We start from the raw sequence: 14,164 nt of genomic DNA, 5'->3' as shown, positions 1-14,164 counted from the left end.
CCTTATTTAAGCTCTTCTATTTTTTATCCTTAAATATCGATCTTCTCAATATTTCGAATCGCTAAATAGGCAACGCTGATTCCGATAATGGCTAATGTTATTGGAATGAAAATAATATCATTTAATGAAAAGTTCCCTGTATTGGAGGAAACGACCGATACAATAAGTATTGATGATAAAATCGTTGTGGGAATGGAGTATTTTCTCATACCAAAATACAATGGTATCAATGCCATCCCTGATGCTGCTACGGCATTCATTAATACAACTGGAATACGCTGCATAATTAAAGTAGTCGTTAATGAATCTGGAATCAATTCAAAACTTTCTGTAATAACACAAAAAATCGTCGTTATGAAAACATTCGATAAGATAATTGCACTAAAGGTAAAAAGTATAACAATGGCTAACTTTGAAGCAATTAATTTTTTCCTATTTATTGGATACATAAATGCCAAAGTGATCGTTTTATATTTGTATTCTCCAATAATAAATTTAGCGATTAATACCGATGCAAAAACAATAAATACTCCTCTTGTCATTGATTCTATGAAGGATAGTACCCCCTGATAATTTTCAAGATTTGGATCTCCTTCTACTTTTGTGATAAATAGAAGCATAAACACAAGACCTAATATCACAAAATTTGCGATGATAGCTCCTTTTACATATGAACCTAAATGATACTTTTTCATTTCCAGGCGCATTAAATTAAGCATTAACGACACCTCCATTGATTAATTTCAAGAAATAATCCTCTAATGAGCTTGTTTTTTTGCTAATGCCCTCAATATCAATATCATGCTCAATCAATGTTTTAGATAACATCTTCTGGGAAGCTGTCGCATCATAAATGCGAATAGCATGATCATCCATTAGCTTGAAATTAGTAATATGTAATTCCTTTTCTATAATAAAGGCTGCTTTTTTTCCATCGTTAACAATCACTTCAATATAATCTGTCTGACTGTGATTGATATCGTTCATTGATACTTCAGTAATTAATCTTCCATTCTTAATAACGCCAATGGTATCAGCCATTTGTTCAATTTCACCCAAAATGTGACTAGAAATAATAATCGTAATTCCATACTCTTTGCAAAGCATCTTGAATAGCTCTCGAAGCTCTTTAATTCCAACTGGATCTAGTCCATTAATCGGCTCATCTAAAATAAGTAATTCCGGCTTCGTAATAATAGCACGCGCGATACCCAATCGCTGTTTCATCCCAAGAGAAAAGTCTTTTACACGCTTCTTCTCTGTGTTTGTTAGTTTCACTAGATCTAGAACATGAGCAATTTCTTTCTTATCATAATAGCCCATATATTCGCAATGTAATTCTAAAGTTTCCTTTGCTGTTAAATGTTCATAGAAAATGGGATATTCAATAATCGTCCCCATCCTTTTCAGCACTTCATATGATCGATCAGTTAATTTTTCACCAAAGATTTCAATGTCTCCGCTCGTTGGCTTCGTGAGATTTGTCAGCATTTTCATGACCGTGGTTTTCCCAGCACCATTAGGACCTAAAAAGCCATAAATCTCCCCCTTTTTGACATGCATAGTGACGGCAGAAATCACTTCTTTTCCCTCATACACTTTCGTAAGCTGATTCGTTTTTATAATATATGTCATATAGATCTCTCCCTTAAATTTAGCTATCCTTATTATAAAAAATGAAACTCTCTAATTTATTACTTGATTCTTACAAATTTCTTAAGTGCAGAAGAAAAGCTTGCAAAGCAATTAGAATGCTCTACAAGCAAGACTGTTTAGTACATCATTCGTTTTAATGAAACCGTAAAAATGGTTTTCTCATAAGGAATACTTGAGAGCTGTATGGAGCCATCCATTAATTCTACAAGACGTTTTGTAATGGTTAAGCCAAGACCACTACCTTGGAAGGATTTATTTCTGGAATCCTCAAGCGTATACATTCTTTCAAAAACATTATCAATTTGATATTCTTCAATTCCCTTACCACGATCCCATACATCAATAAAAATGTTAGTATCATCATTTCTTACCGTTAGTCCAATAACGTTTCCTGCTGCCCCATAGGCAATAGCGTTTGACAGTAAATTGTTCAGAACTCTATCTAACGCTTCTTCATTACCAAGTGCATATATGGATATCTCTGGTATTGTAATATCTATCTCTAGCCCCATAGAGGTGACCATATCGTAAAATGATAAAATATTTTTTCGGCAAATTTCACTGACATTAATTTTTGTCATTGGATAATCTGTATCCCCAGCCTCCAATTTTGCCAAGTCAAAAAATGTATGGATTATTTTTAATACTTCCAATGTTTTCGTATGAACGCCCGTGAGCAACCGTTGCTGCTCCGCTTCACTAAGTGATTGCTTAAGCTGTAGCATTTCCGTATAACCTAGTACAACCGTTAAAGGTGTTTTAAGATCATGTGAGATATTGGCCAACATCTTTTTCATGGAGCTTTCCATTTTTCGATGTGTCGCCAGTACTTTTTGATTATGGTCTAGCAATCCATTCATCGCAATAAGCAGCTGCTGTAATTCTTGATTAGCTGTAGATACTAAAATCTTCTCGCTCGATTGTTCATCAATGATTGCTTGCAGTTTTTGATGCATGTATTGAATAGTAGCATCTTGTTGTTTTTTTGCCCTCACCTGAAAAATAATAATTCCTATGAGTAACACAATAATGAGTAATAGAATTATAATCATCTGTTTATCCTTCAAATTTATAGCCAATCCCCCAAAGCGTTTTAACATATTGAGGGTCGGATGGATTGTCTTCAATTTTTTCGCGTAATCTTCTTATATGTACATTAATAATATTTTCATCGCCATAGTAAGCATCATTCCAGATCAGTTGATAAATTTGCTGCTTTGTAAAAACTCGATTACGATTTGTTACGAATAATTTTAAGATGGCAAATTCCTTTGACGTAAGCTTTACTTTTTGCCCATTCTTCTCTACTGAAAAATTAACAAGATCTATCGTTAAGTTATCTAGCTCTAATACATCTTTCTTATCATCTACATGATTAGAGTATTGTGTAGCTCTTCTAATGGCGGCTTTGACACGTGCTGAAAATTCCAGCATCGAAAACGGCTTGGCGATATAATCATCTGCCCCTAATCCCAATCCTAACGCTTTATCAACATCACTATCTTTGGCTGACATGATGATAATTGGAAATGAAGCCTGTTCTCGTACGATCTTTAAAACTTCTAAACCATTAAGTTTCGGGATCATAATATCCAAGATCACTAAATCAAAGGAATTGTTTAAACAATTTTGTAATGCCTCTTCCCCATTTATTGCAGAGGTAACAAGGAACCCCTCCATCATTAAGTAGTTTTCTACCATTTCACGAATGGCTTCATCATCTTCTACTAGTAAAATATGCTTTTGCACTTTCATGCACCTCTTCTTTTTATTAGCTCATCACCATAACGTGTGGTTGATTTTGCCTTGGCGTAATTGTTGCTGTCGCTTCGTTAGCACTACGCTTTCGCACATACAAAACCCTGTTGCTGTCGCTTCGTTAACACTACGCTTTCGCACATACAAACCCTGTTGCTGTCGCTTCGTTAACACTACGCTTTCGCACAAATAAATTGCCACAGGACGTGGCGTTCTTAGACTGAGTTCCTCTATTTCAGTAGGTGTTTGGCCACCCCTACCATCTGTTGATTATTTCAAGATGTAGTCCTTTATTAATTGAAGCGGTAATAAACTAGTTTCATACAAGTCACCTGTGATAGTAATAACTAGTTCTTCCTTTGGCCAAATAAAAATATATTGTCCCCCAAAGCCTAATGCAAAGAAATATTGATTATCTACCGAAAAAGCTTTAGTTTCATCCTGTTTATTTACCCACCAATGCATCCCGTAATAGCCGATATTGTCATAAGTCATTAAATTAGGCTTTATCGAATGGTTAATCCAATCCTCTGAAACTATCCTTTTTTCGTTATATATACCCTTTTTTAAAACTAAAAGGCCTACTTTCATCATATCTTCTGCTTTTAATAAAAGACCATCTGCCCCTTTACTAATTTTCTTCTTATCCTCATACCATTGATATTTGAGAATACCTAATGGTTGAAATAAATAACGATTGGCAAATTCTTTTGTTTTCATATTCGTCACTTGCTGCAATATAGCAGATAGTATATGGGAGCAACCCGAGTTATAATTCATATGCGAACCAACTGGATGCACCATCGGACGATCTATTATAAATTTTACTATATCAGAATGAAATACCATAGGAGCAAAACTATTCCATTCACCAAATTCCGGGAAATCTAACCCCTCCGTCATTGTTAAAAGGTGATATATTGTCATATCCATTTTACGTTTATCACCTTGCCGTTCGAATAGTTCAGGAAAAAAAGAATGGACAGGTATATGAACAGATTCTATATATTTTTGATCTATTGCAATGCCAAATAAGATGGAAAGAATACTCTTTGTGCAAGAATTAATTTTATGAAGTTTCTGTTGTTGTTTCTTGTTTTTATAGTATTGAAATATCGTTTTGCCATGACTATTAATCAAGAAAGTATTAATCTTTTCTTTTTTTAATCTGTTTTGTAAAAATGGATAGTCTATCATCTTTCCCCCTCTTATTATTAGTCTTCTCCTATTGGGTTTTTACGTGCAATTTTGCTGCCCGTTTATACTGAATAAATTATTTAAAATTTGCCTCCTTACCAAAAATTGCGGATGCCTTTTGTTAAAATATATGCTCTGTATATTAGTTGATCTTCGTTCCGACTGGGCGACTCTTTGGGGATTAGCGTCACAGATGAGACCATGGAGCGAGCAGGTAGAGGAACGAAGGCTAAAAACATCACATCCTGTGATAACGCCTTCGTGACCTACATCGTGTAGGCCCAAGCGGCTCATCGGACGCCCCTAGGAAGCTTTGCTCTGTGCGAAAGCGAAGTGCTAACGTAGCGGCGGCAATTGTTTTATCTGCGCGAAAGCGTAGCGGCAACAACAACAACAACAACAACAACAAATGTTTTCTGTCGCGAAAGCGAAGCGACAGCAACAAAGCGCCCAGTCGGAACGGAAATCAACCACACGCTATGATGATTAGTCTATAATTTACCATATGACATGTTTTCGTTTTATAGATATTTTGCAAAATAGTAAAAAAAGCTGTTCCATAAACCATCATTCAATGGATTATAGAACAGCTTTAATATTAGTCTTCCACCTTTAAATCACATTCTTCAAGTGGGAGCATTTTTGTTTTATGCTTGATTTTATAGCCAAGCCATAACAGTAAGAACAGTGGAATACCAATGTATGAAACAACGACTCCGTACCAATCAATTTTATCACCCATAAAGGCCGTGTAGTTTTGACCGATAACAACAATCATACAAACTGTAAAGGCAAATAGCGGACCGAATGGAAATAGCTTCGCTTTATATGGCAGCAATTTCGGATCCAAGCCTTGTACCTCGAACGCTCGACGGAAACGATAATGGCTAAATGCAATTCCTAGCCAAGCAATGAAGCCAGACATCCCAGAGGCATTTAGAAGCCACATATAGACTACACCATCACCAAAGAATGAAGCTAAAAATGCTAAGGAACCTACAGCTAATGTCGCCAATAATGCGTAAATCGGAATACCTCGACGGCTTAGTTTAGCGAAAAATTTTGGTGCATGTCCATCTACTGCTAATTGCCAAAGCATACGAGAAGATGCATAGAGCCCTGAATTCCCTGCTGACAGCATAGCCGTTAAAATGACGGCATTCATCAATGAAGCAGCAAACGCAATTCCTAAACGGTCGAATACTAGTGTAAATGGTGATACAGCGATATCTTCAGACAACAAACGTTCGTCTGTAAATGGAATTAACATCCCAATTGCAGCAATTGCTAAAATATAAAATAACAGAATTCGCCAAAAAACTGACTTAACAGCTTTCGGAATATTTTTACCAGGATCATCCGTTTCTCCTGCTGTTATTCCAAGTAGCTCTGTCCCCTGGAACGAGAATCCCGCTGCTAAGAAAATACCAAATGTAGCAAAGAAGCCACCGTGGAATGGTCCATCACTAATAAAGAAATTCGTAAAGCCTACAGGAGCTTGCCCACCTATAATACCAAAAATCATTAAGAAACTGGTGATAATAAAAACGATTACAGTTACAACCTTAATCATTGCAAACCAATATTCACTTTCACCGTAGCTTTTTACCGATAATAGATTGAACATTAAAACTACAGCGATAAATAAAGCAGTCCAAAGTGCTGATGAGCTATCTGGGAACCAATATTTCATAATTAACGATACAGCTGAAATTTCTGCCGCAATGGTAATCGCCCAGTTGTACCAGTAGTTCCAGCCAAGTGCAAAGCCTAATGCCGGATCTACAAATTTTGTAGCATACGTACTAAATGAGCCCGATGATGGCATATAAGCTGCCATTTCGCCTAAGCTCGTCATTAAAAAGTACACCATAACACCGATTAATGCATAGGCGAGCAGTGCACCGCCAGGGCCTGCTTGTGCAATGGCACCACCACTAGCTAAAAACAATCCTGTACCGATTGTACCGCCTAATGAAATCATAGTAATATGACGGCTTTTTAATTCTTTTTTCAACTTCGGCGCTTTATGGCCGAGCTGATTCACTTTTATTTCACTCACGATATAGCTTCCTTCCTTCTTTAAGAGGCAAAAAAAATGCCATCACATGAACGTAGTGATGGCTAAGTTAATCCTCAGTTCTTTCAAAAACGATAGCTCAACACGTTGTTCCAAACGTGACAGTTCTGTTCCTTTCGGAGACAGCCCCAGCATGAGGTTTTCAAGTCCCCTCACACTTCGGCGATATTTCCTTTCAACTAATTTCTCTAATGCTTGTCATTTCCATTAGTATACTCTTAAATAACGCGACCTCTACCTCAATGCAAACTTGAGGCATATAATTATTAAATTTATGATGTGTACTAGTTTAACATACGACCTTTGACATTTCAATAACCTGATTAATGTTCTGTATTTTACGAATTTTCAACCATTTTAAATAATTTGATAAAGTGGTATAGTAGTTCAATTATAATCGTTCTTACAGGGGGGATCAATTTGACTACTGATGAACATTCCAATACTTATCCTAGCAAGAAAATTAGCTGGAGAGGAACAACCTTATTACTAGTTATCGGCGTAATTTGTATTGCCTCTACATTACGGATGCCGCTAACTGTTGTTGGGCCTATTATTTCCTTTATCCGTGAAGATCTCGGCATATCCAATGTACTAGCGGGTTTTCTAACAACTATCCCATTACTAGCATTCGCCATCATATCACCATTTGCTCCAAATGTCGCACGTAAATTCGGGCTAGAATTAACATTATTTTTATCAACTATTCTTTTAGCATTAGGGATTGTACTACGATCCCTTGGCACAACTGCTTTACTCGTGTCTGGAACTGTACTAATTGGTATAGCTATTTCATTCGGTAACGTACTTATTCCAGGATTACTTAAATTGAAGTTTCCCTATCACGTAGGTTTACTTATGGCATTTTTCACAATGTCGATGAATTTGACAGCTGGGCTAGGTGCTGGCATCAGCTATCCTATTGCCATTTCACCACTTGGCTGGCAAGGTGCACTAGCTATCGCGCTTGTTCTTGTGGTGTTAACCATTTTAATTTGGATTCCACAGTTGAAATTTAATAAGCCTGAACTGCCTTTTAAGACTATGAAAGAACGTACACCTTTATGGAAATCACCTGTTACTTGGGCTGTAACAGGCGCTATGGGATTACAATCATTATTATTCTATACAACTGCTGCTTGGATTCCTGAAATATACATTGCGCAAGGATTAGCCGCTGATCGTGCAGGCTGGATGTTTTCCATCATGCAATTTTCACAAGTCCCAATGGCTTTAGCTGTGCCTATTATTGCAAGTAAAATGACGTCTCAACGGCCCCTTGTAATAATGTTTACGTCATTTTACATAGTTGGCTTTATTGGAGTAGTAATGGAATGGACAAGCCTCGCAGTACTGTGGATGGTGCTACTAGGCTTAGCAGGGGGTGCTTCATTCGCATTAGCGATGATGTTCTTTACACTACGTACCCGTACAGCCTTTGAAGCAGCTGATTTATCAGGCTTTGCACAATCCTTAGGATACTTATTTGCCGCAACCGGTCCAATCCTATTTGGATATTTGCACGATTTATTCGGCGGCTGGAACATCGCTGGCTGGCTCTTTGTTGTCGTAGCATTGATACTGTTCTTATGTTCTTTTAGGGCTTCTAAAAATGAATATGTGAATTAAAAAAAGCAGCTCATATGCTGCCTTTTTTCGATTAATAAGGTGGTTTCTGATAAAAATAGTTCGGTGTATTGTAAGCATTAACAAAAGGCTTATGGTAAATATGAGTTGTAGCTGGCGAAAGAGGTGGAATCAACCACGCCCAATTGCCTGTAACCTCACGATCTGCTGCTGCTTCCGCTTCCTCAAACAATTTAAATTGCTGAGCTGCAGTATGATGATCTACAATGCTCACACCATCTTCTTTAAATGAATGCAATACCGCAATATTGAGCTCAACTAGTGCCCGATCACGCCATAGAGAAGCCTGTTTTGTTGTATCGAGGTTAAAAATTTCTGCTATAGCAGGCAACATATTATAACGCTCATGATCTGCTAAATTACGTGCCCCGATTTCTGTGCCCATATACCAGCCATTAAATGGAGCTGCCTGAAAATCAATACCCGCCATTTGGAAGCGCATGCTCGAAATAATTGGCACTGCATACCATTTTAACCCTAGCTTCTCGACTTGAGGAGCTTCAGGGTGACGAATCGGAACCTCGAGTACATATTCATCAGGGATTGCAAACACTTGCGGCTCTCTTCCATCTACCTGTACAACAAGCGGAAGCACATCAAATGCTGTTTTTCCGCCTTGCCAGCCAAGTGATTCACATATTTTTGTGAACTCTACGGAATGTTGATCACCAATGATCCCAGATTCCGTTTCATAGCCCGCATAACGGATTAGCTGGTGATTCCATATACGCACTCGCCCTGGTGCAAAAACGGTGATTGTTGGACGAATTTTCCCGTCATTTGTTGCATATTGAATATGCTCAAGTAAAGCATTGAACACAGCCTCTTCCGTTAGCGTATCTCTGGCATCTCTAACATGCAATGATTGCCAAAACAAACGGCCAATACACTTATTACTATTGCGCCATGCCACTCGTGCACCAAAGGTTAACTCCTCCGTCGTCGGTATATATTCTCCTGCTATTTTAATTTGCTGTAATTTATTTTCTAGCCATGTTTTAGACTCATTTTGTTCTACTCGATAAAGTTCTAAAAACTGCTGTATCTCATGTAAATTCATGTCGAACTCCTCCATCTACCCTCATATTAGAGGAACGGAACTATAATCACCACGAAAATATTTGCTGGAAAACATACATATTGCATATATGAAATACTTTGTTCAAATTTATACGTCACTATCATGTAATTTCATTAGATAGCAAAAACTTTATTTTAAAGACTTTATTAGAAGTCGTTTTCTCTAGAATCAGCCCTGATATTAATTATTAGTCATTGATTTATTTTATATTTATTTCGAGTGACCATCCCCAGTTAGTTAGGAGTATTCCTGTTAGAAAGATTTTTATGGCTTGAAAAAAAGATTTGTTTATCTACCCTACGCGAAGCGAATGTTTTCTGTGCGAAAGCGTAGTGCAACGTAGCGACAGCAACATTGTTTTTTCTGCGCGAAAGCGTAGCTCAGCGGCATTGTTTATCTGTGAGAAAGCGTAGCGTCAGCGGCAACAAAGCGGAGGAAAGGGCTCTACGCTCACCCGTAGGAAGCCTTGCTCTGTGCGAAAGCGAAGCGACAGCAACAAATTGTTTTATCTGTGCGAAAGCGAAGCGACAGCAACAAAGCGAGTAGCTCGTAGCGAAAAACAGTGTCTTCTAAACTAATCAGAATAGACAAAAGCGAATAATAAACACACCTGAAATAAAATATTTTTTTAAATTAAATTTTTTAGTGGATGAATGTCGCTAATCCTTTTAACAACTATTAATATTATAGATTTTAGAGAGGAGGGGAATAATTATGTCTCAAGAATATGGTTCTGGATCTGGATCTAGTTCATCATTTGCGCTAATCGTTGTTCTATTCATTCTTCTGATTATTGTTGGCGCTAGCTTTATGTCAAAATATTATTAATACCCAACACCGCCTCTGATGCTCATAATTATTAGGATCATACAAGCTTATCCTTTACACCTTCAAATATTAAATAAGGGTCACTATCCTCCGCGTGATCCTTTTAATTTTCCCTCTTTCAAAGTATTCATCCCTATACAACCCCACAAAGTACATTCAATACATCCATCTGACTTTGCGAGCATAATAAAAAGCACCTAATTATGAAATGCCTAACAATCAAATCCACTCTACGTCTTTTAATTTATGAAAGTCTTGATCTCTTTTGATTTCCGTTCCGACTGGGGGCGTCCGCTGAGCCGCTGATCCACAAGGAGTCGCTCAATCGGAACGAAGATCAACTGATATATAACGCATATATTTTAAAAAATGTCATCCACAACTTTTGGTGATGAGCCTTTCATTTCCTCATATGTAGAATCTAAATCTAGCTATACATCCATATGATAAAAGTTTTTCCTCTTTAACTAAAATTTTGTGTTTAATTAAATATAAATTTGTACATCCTCTTAATAGTTTCAAAAACTTATTGAGGAGGAGATTTGGGGTGAATAATTTCGAGAATACTAATGCCTCCCAAGATTATATTCAAAAGGGACTATTAAACACAAAACTATCAAAAAATATAACTACTATAAAAGAAGCTTTCGGGAACAGTAGTGACCTTATTATACGAGAAACATTAATAGGGAAATCAAAGGAACAATCAATCGCAATCGCTATTATTCACACGGATGGTTTAGCTGATAACACCATAATTTCAGACTTTATCGTAGAACCTCTCCTATCTGATTTAAAGGAAACTTCCGAAACAACGATCAATGAATTAGATCAACATTTAAAGAATTACTGTTTAACAGTTGGACATGTTAACGATATTGCTGATTTTACTGCTTTATTTAACGCCATTTTAAACGGGGACACCGTTATATTGCTAGATGGTCTGGCAAAAGGGCTTGCGACGAGTACTAAAAGTTCGAAGGATAGAGCAATAACAGAACCTGCAACGGAAGCTGTCATTAGAGGCCCTAGGGAGTCATTTACGGAGACTTTGAGAACTAATACAGCTTTAATTCGGCGTAAAATCAAAAGCCCAAACCTTTGGATAAAATCTATGGTCATTGGTGATGTCACTCAAACAGACGTTGCCGTTATGTATATAAATGGAATCGCAAATGAAAAAATTGTACAGGAAGTTTTTGAGAGACTGGATCAAATTGAAATCGATGGCATTTTAGAAAGCGGCTATATCGAAGCACTAATTCAAGATTCAAAGTTCTCTATATTTCCCACTGTTTATAATTCTGAACGTCCAGATGTTATTGCAAGCGAATTATTAGAAGGTAAAATTGCTATTTTAGTAGATGGTACTCCCTTTGTTTTAATTGTACCTGCATTATTTACTTCCTTCTTACAATCCGCAGAGGATTATTATCAACATCCATTTATCAGTTCATTTATTCGTATCATTAGGTTTTTAGGGATTAGTCTTGCCTTAGCTGCCCCTTCTCTCTATATTTCGCTCACGACTTTTCACCACGAAATGATACCCACCTCTTTGCTAATCAATATTTATTCACAGCGAGAAGGTGTACCATTTCCTGTATTTGTCGAAGCTTTGATTATGGAGATTGCATTTGAAGTTCTTAGGGAAGCCGGACTTCGAATGCCAAGAATGATAGGGCCTGCTATATCAATTGTAGGAACATTGATTATTGGGCAAGCAGCTGTACAAGCAGGTATCGTTTCGGCATCAATGGTTATTATTGTAGCCTTAACAGCGATATGCAGCTTCCTTTTTCCTGCATATGGATTATCTAACTCCATACGGATTTTACGCTTTCCGTTAATGGGGTTAGCAGCAATGTTTGGATTATTTGGAGTGTTTATAGGAATGATGTTTCTTATTTTGCATTTATGTAGTTTACGTTCATTTGGTGTACCTTATATGAGTCCTTTTGCACCATTAATTCCAAAGGATCAAAAAGATGCACTAATAATTGTTTCTCGCCGATCTTTGTTAACTCGTCCACGATTAATTAGCCAAATTAATAATGTTAGAGGACATAAACAATTAAAAAATAAGAAACGACCGGCCCACTAACAATATGAAAATAACGATTTTACTCATTATCTTAATGCAAATTTGAAGTAGTTGTTGGAGTAAACACGAATAATAAATAAAGGTAGATCAAGGTCAATGTGAAAACTCAAGGTTTGGGGATGACTATGTAGAACGTAAAATTAAAGGAGTAATCTATATGCTTATAGTGTTAGGAATATTAATTATTACAGCTTGTATTATTTTTTTTGAGCTGCCCAGTTTAAAAAAAGAAGATGCTAAAACAATTTGGACATTTTCCCTTTTGCTAACTATCGGTGTCGCCTTAAATATTGGTATAAGTTTAAAAGTAATACACTTTAGTCCGCTGGATGTAATTATGTATATTTTCCATCCAATTAGTGACTTTTTAAAAGCAACGCTATTAAAAAAATAATTTTTTTAAAAGAGGGGCATATTTATGGAAAAGCAATTGATAAGTTCGCGGCAATTCACAATAATTGTAATTCTTTTTACCGTAGGGACAAGTATTTTAATTATCCCTGCAAGCATCGCAAGTGAAGTAAAACAGGATGCTTGGATTGTAGCAATTATAGGTACGTTATTGAGTATGCTTATACTAAAACTGTTTATGGCTTTAGTAAAAAAAATGCCTACTCTAACCTTTGTTGAGATTACGGAGAAAATATTGGGGAGTTTTTTAGGGAAAATTTTTACCATTGGATTTGTCATTTTAACATTGTTATCATCTGGTGAGCTACTATATTTTATCGGAAATTTTCTTCAGACAGAAGTAATGCCAGAGACGCCGCCAGTTGTATTTTCAATATTATTTAACCTTATTATACTTTTTGCAGCTTATTTAGGAATAGAAGTTTTTGCGCGTACATTAGAAATACTATTCCCCGTTTTTCTGTTAATATTTATTATTTTTGTGTTATTTATAAGCCCTGAAATAGAGATTAAAAATGTACAACCAATTTTAGAAGTTTCACCAAAGCCTCTTATGTATAGCATTTTACATTTTATGGGTCTGTTCTCTTTTCCATTAGTTGTTATATTAATGGTTTTTCCATCTGCTATCAATGACTATAAATCCGGTGAGAAAGGATTTTATATTGGCACACTTGTGGGAGGATTAATTTTAACAATTGTTATAGCATTATCAATTTTAGTATTGGGAGTAACGAATACATCTCTTAGAACCTTTCCTAGTTACACTCTAGCGCAAAGAATTTCGATTGGTAATTTCCTGCAACGTATTGAAGTTATTATGGCTTTTATTTGGATGGTCACGATATTTGTCAGAGCCTCCGTGTATTTTTACGCAACCGTAAAGGGGTTAGGACAAATACTTAAAATTAATGATCACAGACGGTTAATCCTTCCACTTGGGATGATTACAGTTGCACTTTCTCAAATTGTACATCCAAATATTATGCACTCTACTAAATATAATAAAGAAACTTGGCCCTTATATATTTCATTATTTGCCCTTTTTCTTCCTTTACTATTACTTATTATCGCGAAATTAAGAAATATTAAGGGCCCTGAAAATGATACATTAAATAATAAAGACTCCGGTACAACCTAGATCGCACATCCATTATTAATCCTATTAATAAATTGGGTGTGCAGTTTTGCATTTTAACTTCTTTCAGCAAATGTCTTTTGTAGCGAAAGCAAAGCGTTAGCTATAAGTATTATTTCTAGCAAATGCAAGCGTCATAAGATTATTTACATGCTTTAGTCATCTACAAGCATAAGAAAAAGCATGTTACACGAATGTGCAACATGCTTGATGACCCCTACGGGATTCGAACCCGTGTTACCGCCGTGAAAGGGCGGTGTCTTA

The 14,164-nt window shown here is 36.4% G+C and carries 14 protein-coding genes and 1 riboswitch; of the genes, 7 read left to right on the top strand and 7 right to left on the bottom strand.

Going from position 1 to position 14,164, the window contains the following annotated elements; all coding sequences use genetic code 11:
- Positions 1–29 precede the first annotated feature (29 nt).
- The 5 genes from QRN68_RS05050 to QRN68_RS05030 form a co-directional block, all read right to left on the bottom strand.
- Positions 30–719 carry an ABC transporter permease gene (locus QRN68_RS05050; protein ID WP_285395655.1) on the bottom strand — a complete coding sequence of 230 codons (690 nt, stop codon included), beginning with the start codon at positions 717–719 and terminating at the stop codon, positions 30–32.
- Positions 712–1,635: an ABC transporter ATP-binding protein gene (locus QRN68_RS05045; protein WP_285395654.1), complete on the bottom strand. Its 924-nt coding sequence runs from the start codon at positions 1,633–1,635 to the stop codon at positions 712–714. Before QRN68_RS05045 ends, QRN68_RS05050 begins: the two co-directional genes overlap by 8 nt.
- A 137-nt stretch (positions 1,636–1,772) precedes the next feature.
- A complete protein-coding gene (locus tag QRN68_RS05040; protein ID WP_285395653.1) occupies positions 1,773–2,708 on the bottom strand; it encodes a sensor histidine kinase in 936 nt (311 codons plus the stop codon).
- 4 nt (positions 2,709–2,712) lie between these two features.
- On the bottom strand, positions 2,713–3,405 hold the full coding sequence (locus tag QRN68_RS05035; RefSeq protein ID WP_285395652.1) for a response regulator transcription factor: 693 nt from the start codon (positions 3,403–3,405) through the stop codon (positions 2,713–2,715).
- A gap of 279 nt (positions 3,406–3,684) precedes the next feature.
- A complete protein-coding gene (locus QRN68_RS05030; protein WP_285395651.1) occupies positions 3,685–4,611 on the bottom strand; it encodes a serine hydrolase domain-containing protein in 927 nt (308 codons plus the stop codon).
- Positions 4,612–4,965: 354 nt separating this feature from the next.
- Here QRN68_RS05030 and QRN68_RS05025 point away from each other — a divergent pair, with 354 nt between their 5' ends.
- Complete coding sequence (locus QRN68_RS05025; RefSeq protein WP_285395650.1) at positions 4,966–5,094, top strand: hypothetical protein; 129 nt, start codon at positions 4,966–4,968, stop codon at positions 5,092–5,094.
- A gap of 115 nt (positions 5,095–5,209) precedes the next feature.
- On the opposite strand, the gene QRN68_RS05020 is transcribed toward QRN68_RS05025, so the two are convergent.
- Positions 5,210–6,673: an amino acid permease gene (locus QRN68_RS05020; RefSeq protein WP_285395649.1), complete on the bottom strand. Its 1,464-nt coding sequence runs from the start codon at positions 6,671–6,673 to the stop codon at positions 5,210–5,212.
- Positions 6,674–6,758: 85 nt separating this feature from the next.
- Positions 6,759–6,936: riboswitch (Lysine riboswitch) on the bottom strand.
- A 151-nt stretch (positions 6,937–7,087) separates the two neighbouring features.
- On the opposite strand from QRN68_RS05020, the gene QRN68_RS05015 reads away from it, so the two are divergent.
- Positions 7,088–8,320 (top strand): CynX/NimT family MFS transporter, encoded by a 1,233-nt coding sequence (locus QRN68_RS05015; protein ID WP_481817432.1) that lies wholly within the window; start codon positions 7,088–7,090, stop codon positions 8,318–8,320.
- A gap of 31 nt (positions 8,321–8,351) precedes the next feature.
- On the opposite strand, the gene QRN68_RS05010 is transcribed toward QRN68_RS05015, so the two are convergent.
- Complete coding sequence (locus QRN68_RS05010; protein ID WP_285395647.1) at positions 8,352–9,398, bottom strand: nitric oxide synthase oxygenase; 1,047 nt, start codon at positions 9,396–9,398, stop codon at positions 8,352–8,354.
- 375 nt (positions 9,399–9,773) lie between these two features.
- Here QRN68_RS05010 and QRN68_RS05005 point away from each other — a divergent pair, with 375 nt between their 5' ends.
- From QRN68_RS05005 to QRN68_RS04985, 5 genes are all read left to right on the top strand, one after another.
- The gene (locus tag QRN68_RS05005) at positions 9,774–9,965 is read left to right on the top strand and encodes a hypothetical protein (RefSeq protein WP_285395646.1); all 192 of its coding nucleotides are present in this window, start codon (positions 9,774–9,776) and stop codon (positions 9,963–9,965) included.
- Between the two features lie 168 nt (positions 9,966–10,133).
- Positions 10,134–10,247 carry a YjcZ family sporulation protein gene (locus QRN68_RS05000; RefSeq protein ID WP_285395645.1) on the top strand — a complete coding sequence of 38 codons (114 nt, stop codon included), beginning with the start codon at positions 10,134–10,136 and terminating at the stop codon, positions 10,245–10,247.
- A 547-nt stretch (positions 10,248–10,794) separates the two neighbouring features.
- Positions 10,795–12,351, top strand: coding sequence for a spore germination protein (locus tag QRN68_RS04995; protein WP_285395644.1), 1,557 nt, complete (start codon positions 10,795–10,797; stop codon positions 12,349–12,351).
- Between the two features lie 157 nt (positions 12,352–12,508).
- Positions 12,509–12,745: a hypothetical protein gene (locus QRN68_RS04990; protein WP_285395643.1), complete on the top strand. Its 237-nt coding sequence runs from the start codon at positions 12,509–12,511 to the stop codon at positions 12,743–12,745.
- 24 nt (positions 12,746–12,769) lie between these two features.
- Entirely contained in the window at positions 12,770–13,903 is a 1,134-nt protein-coding gene (locus QRN68_RS04985) for a GerAB/ArcD/ProY family transporter (protein ID WP_285395642.1), read from the top strand.
- The last annotated feature ends 261 nt before the right edge of the window (positions 13,904–14,164 follow it).

Source organism: Lysinibacillus sp. fls2-241-R2A-57, from assembly GCF_030209535.1.
In the GTDB taxonomy this organism is placed as follows: Bacteria; Bacillota; Bacilli; order Bacillales_A; family Planococcaceae; genus Lysinibacillus.
The sequence above is the reverse complement of the archived record's forward strand: the minus strand, read 5'-3'. Positions and strand labels throughout refer to the sequence as shown.

Coding starts and splice junctions, on each gene's coding strand:
- QRN68_RS05050 (WP_285395655.1), bottom strand. CDS start 719: ATGCTTAATTTAATGCGCCTGGAAATGAAAAAGTATCATTTAGGTTCA.
- QRN68_RS05045 (WP_285395654.1), bottom strand. CDS start 1,635: ATGACATATATTATAAAAACGAATCAGCTTACGAAAGTGTATGAGGGA.
- QRN68_RS05040 (WP_285395653.1), bottom strand. CDS start 2,708: ATGATTATAATTCTATTACTCATTATTGTGTTACTCATAGGAATTATT.
- QRN68_RS05030 (WP_285395651.1), bottom strand. CDS start 4,611: ATGATAGACTATCCATTTTTACAAAACAGATTAAAAAAAGAAAAGATT.
- QRN68_RS05010 (WP_285395647.1), bottom strand. CDS start 9,398: ATGAATTTACATGAGATACAGCAGTTTTTAGAACTTTATCGAGTAGAA.
- QRN68_RS05000 (WP_285395645.1), top strand. CDS start 10,134: ATGTCTCAAGAATATGGTTCTGGATCTGGATCTAGTTCATCATTTGCG.
- QRN68_RS04990 (WP_285395643.1), top strand. CDS start 12,509: ATGCTTATAGTGTTAGGAATATTAATTATTACAGCTTGTATTATTTTT.
- QRN68_RS04985 (WP_285395642.1), top strand. CDS start 12,770: ATGGAAAAGCAATTGATAAGTTCGCGGCAATTCACAATAATTGTAATT.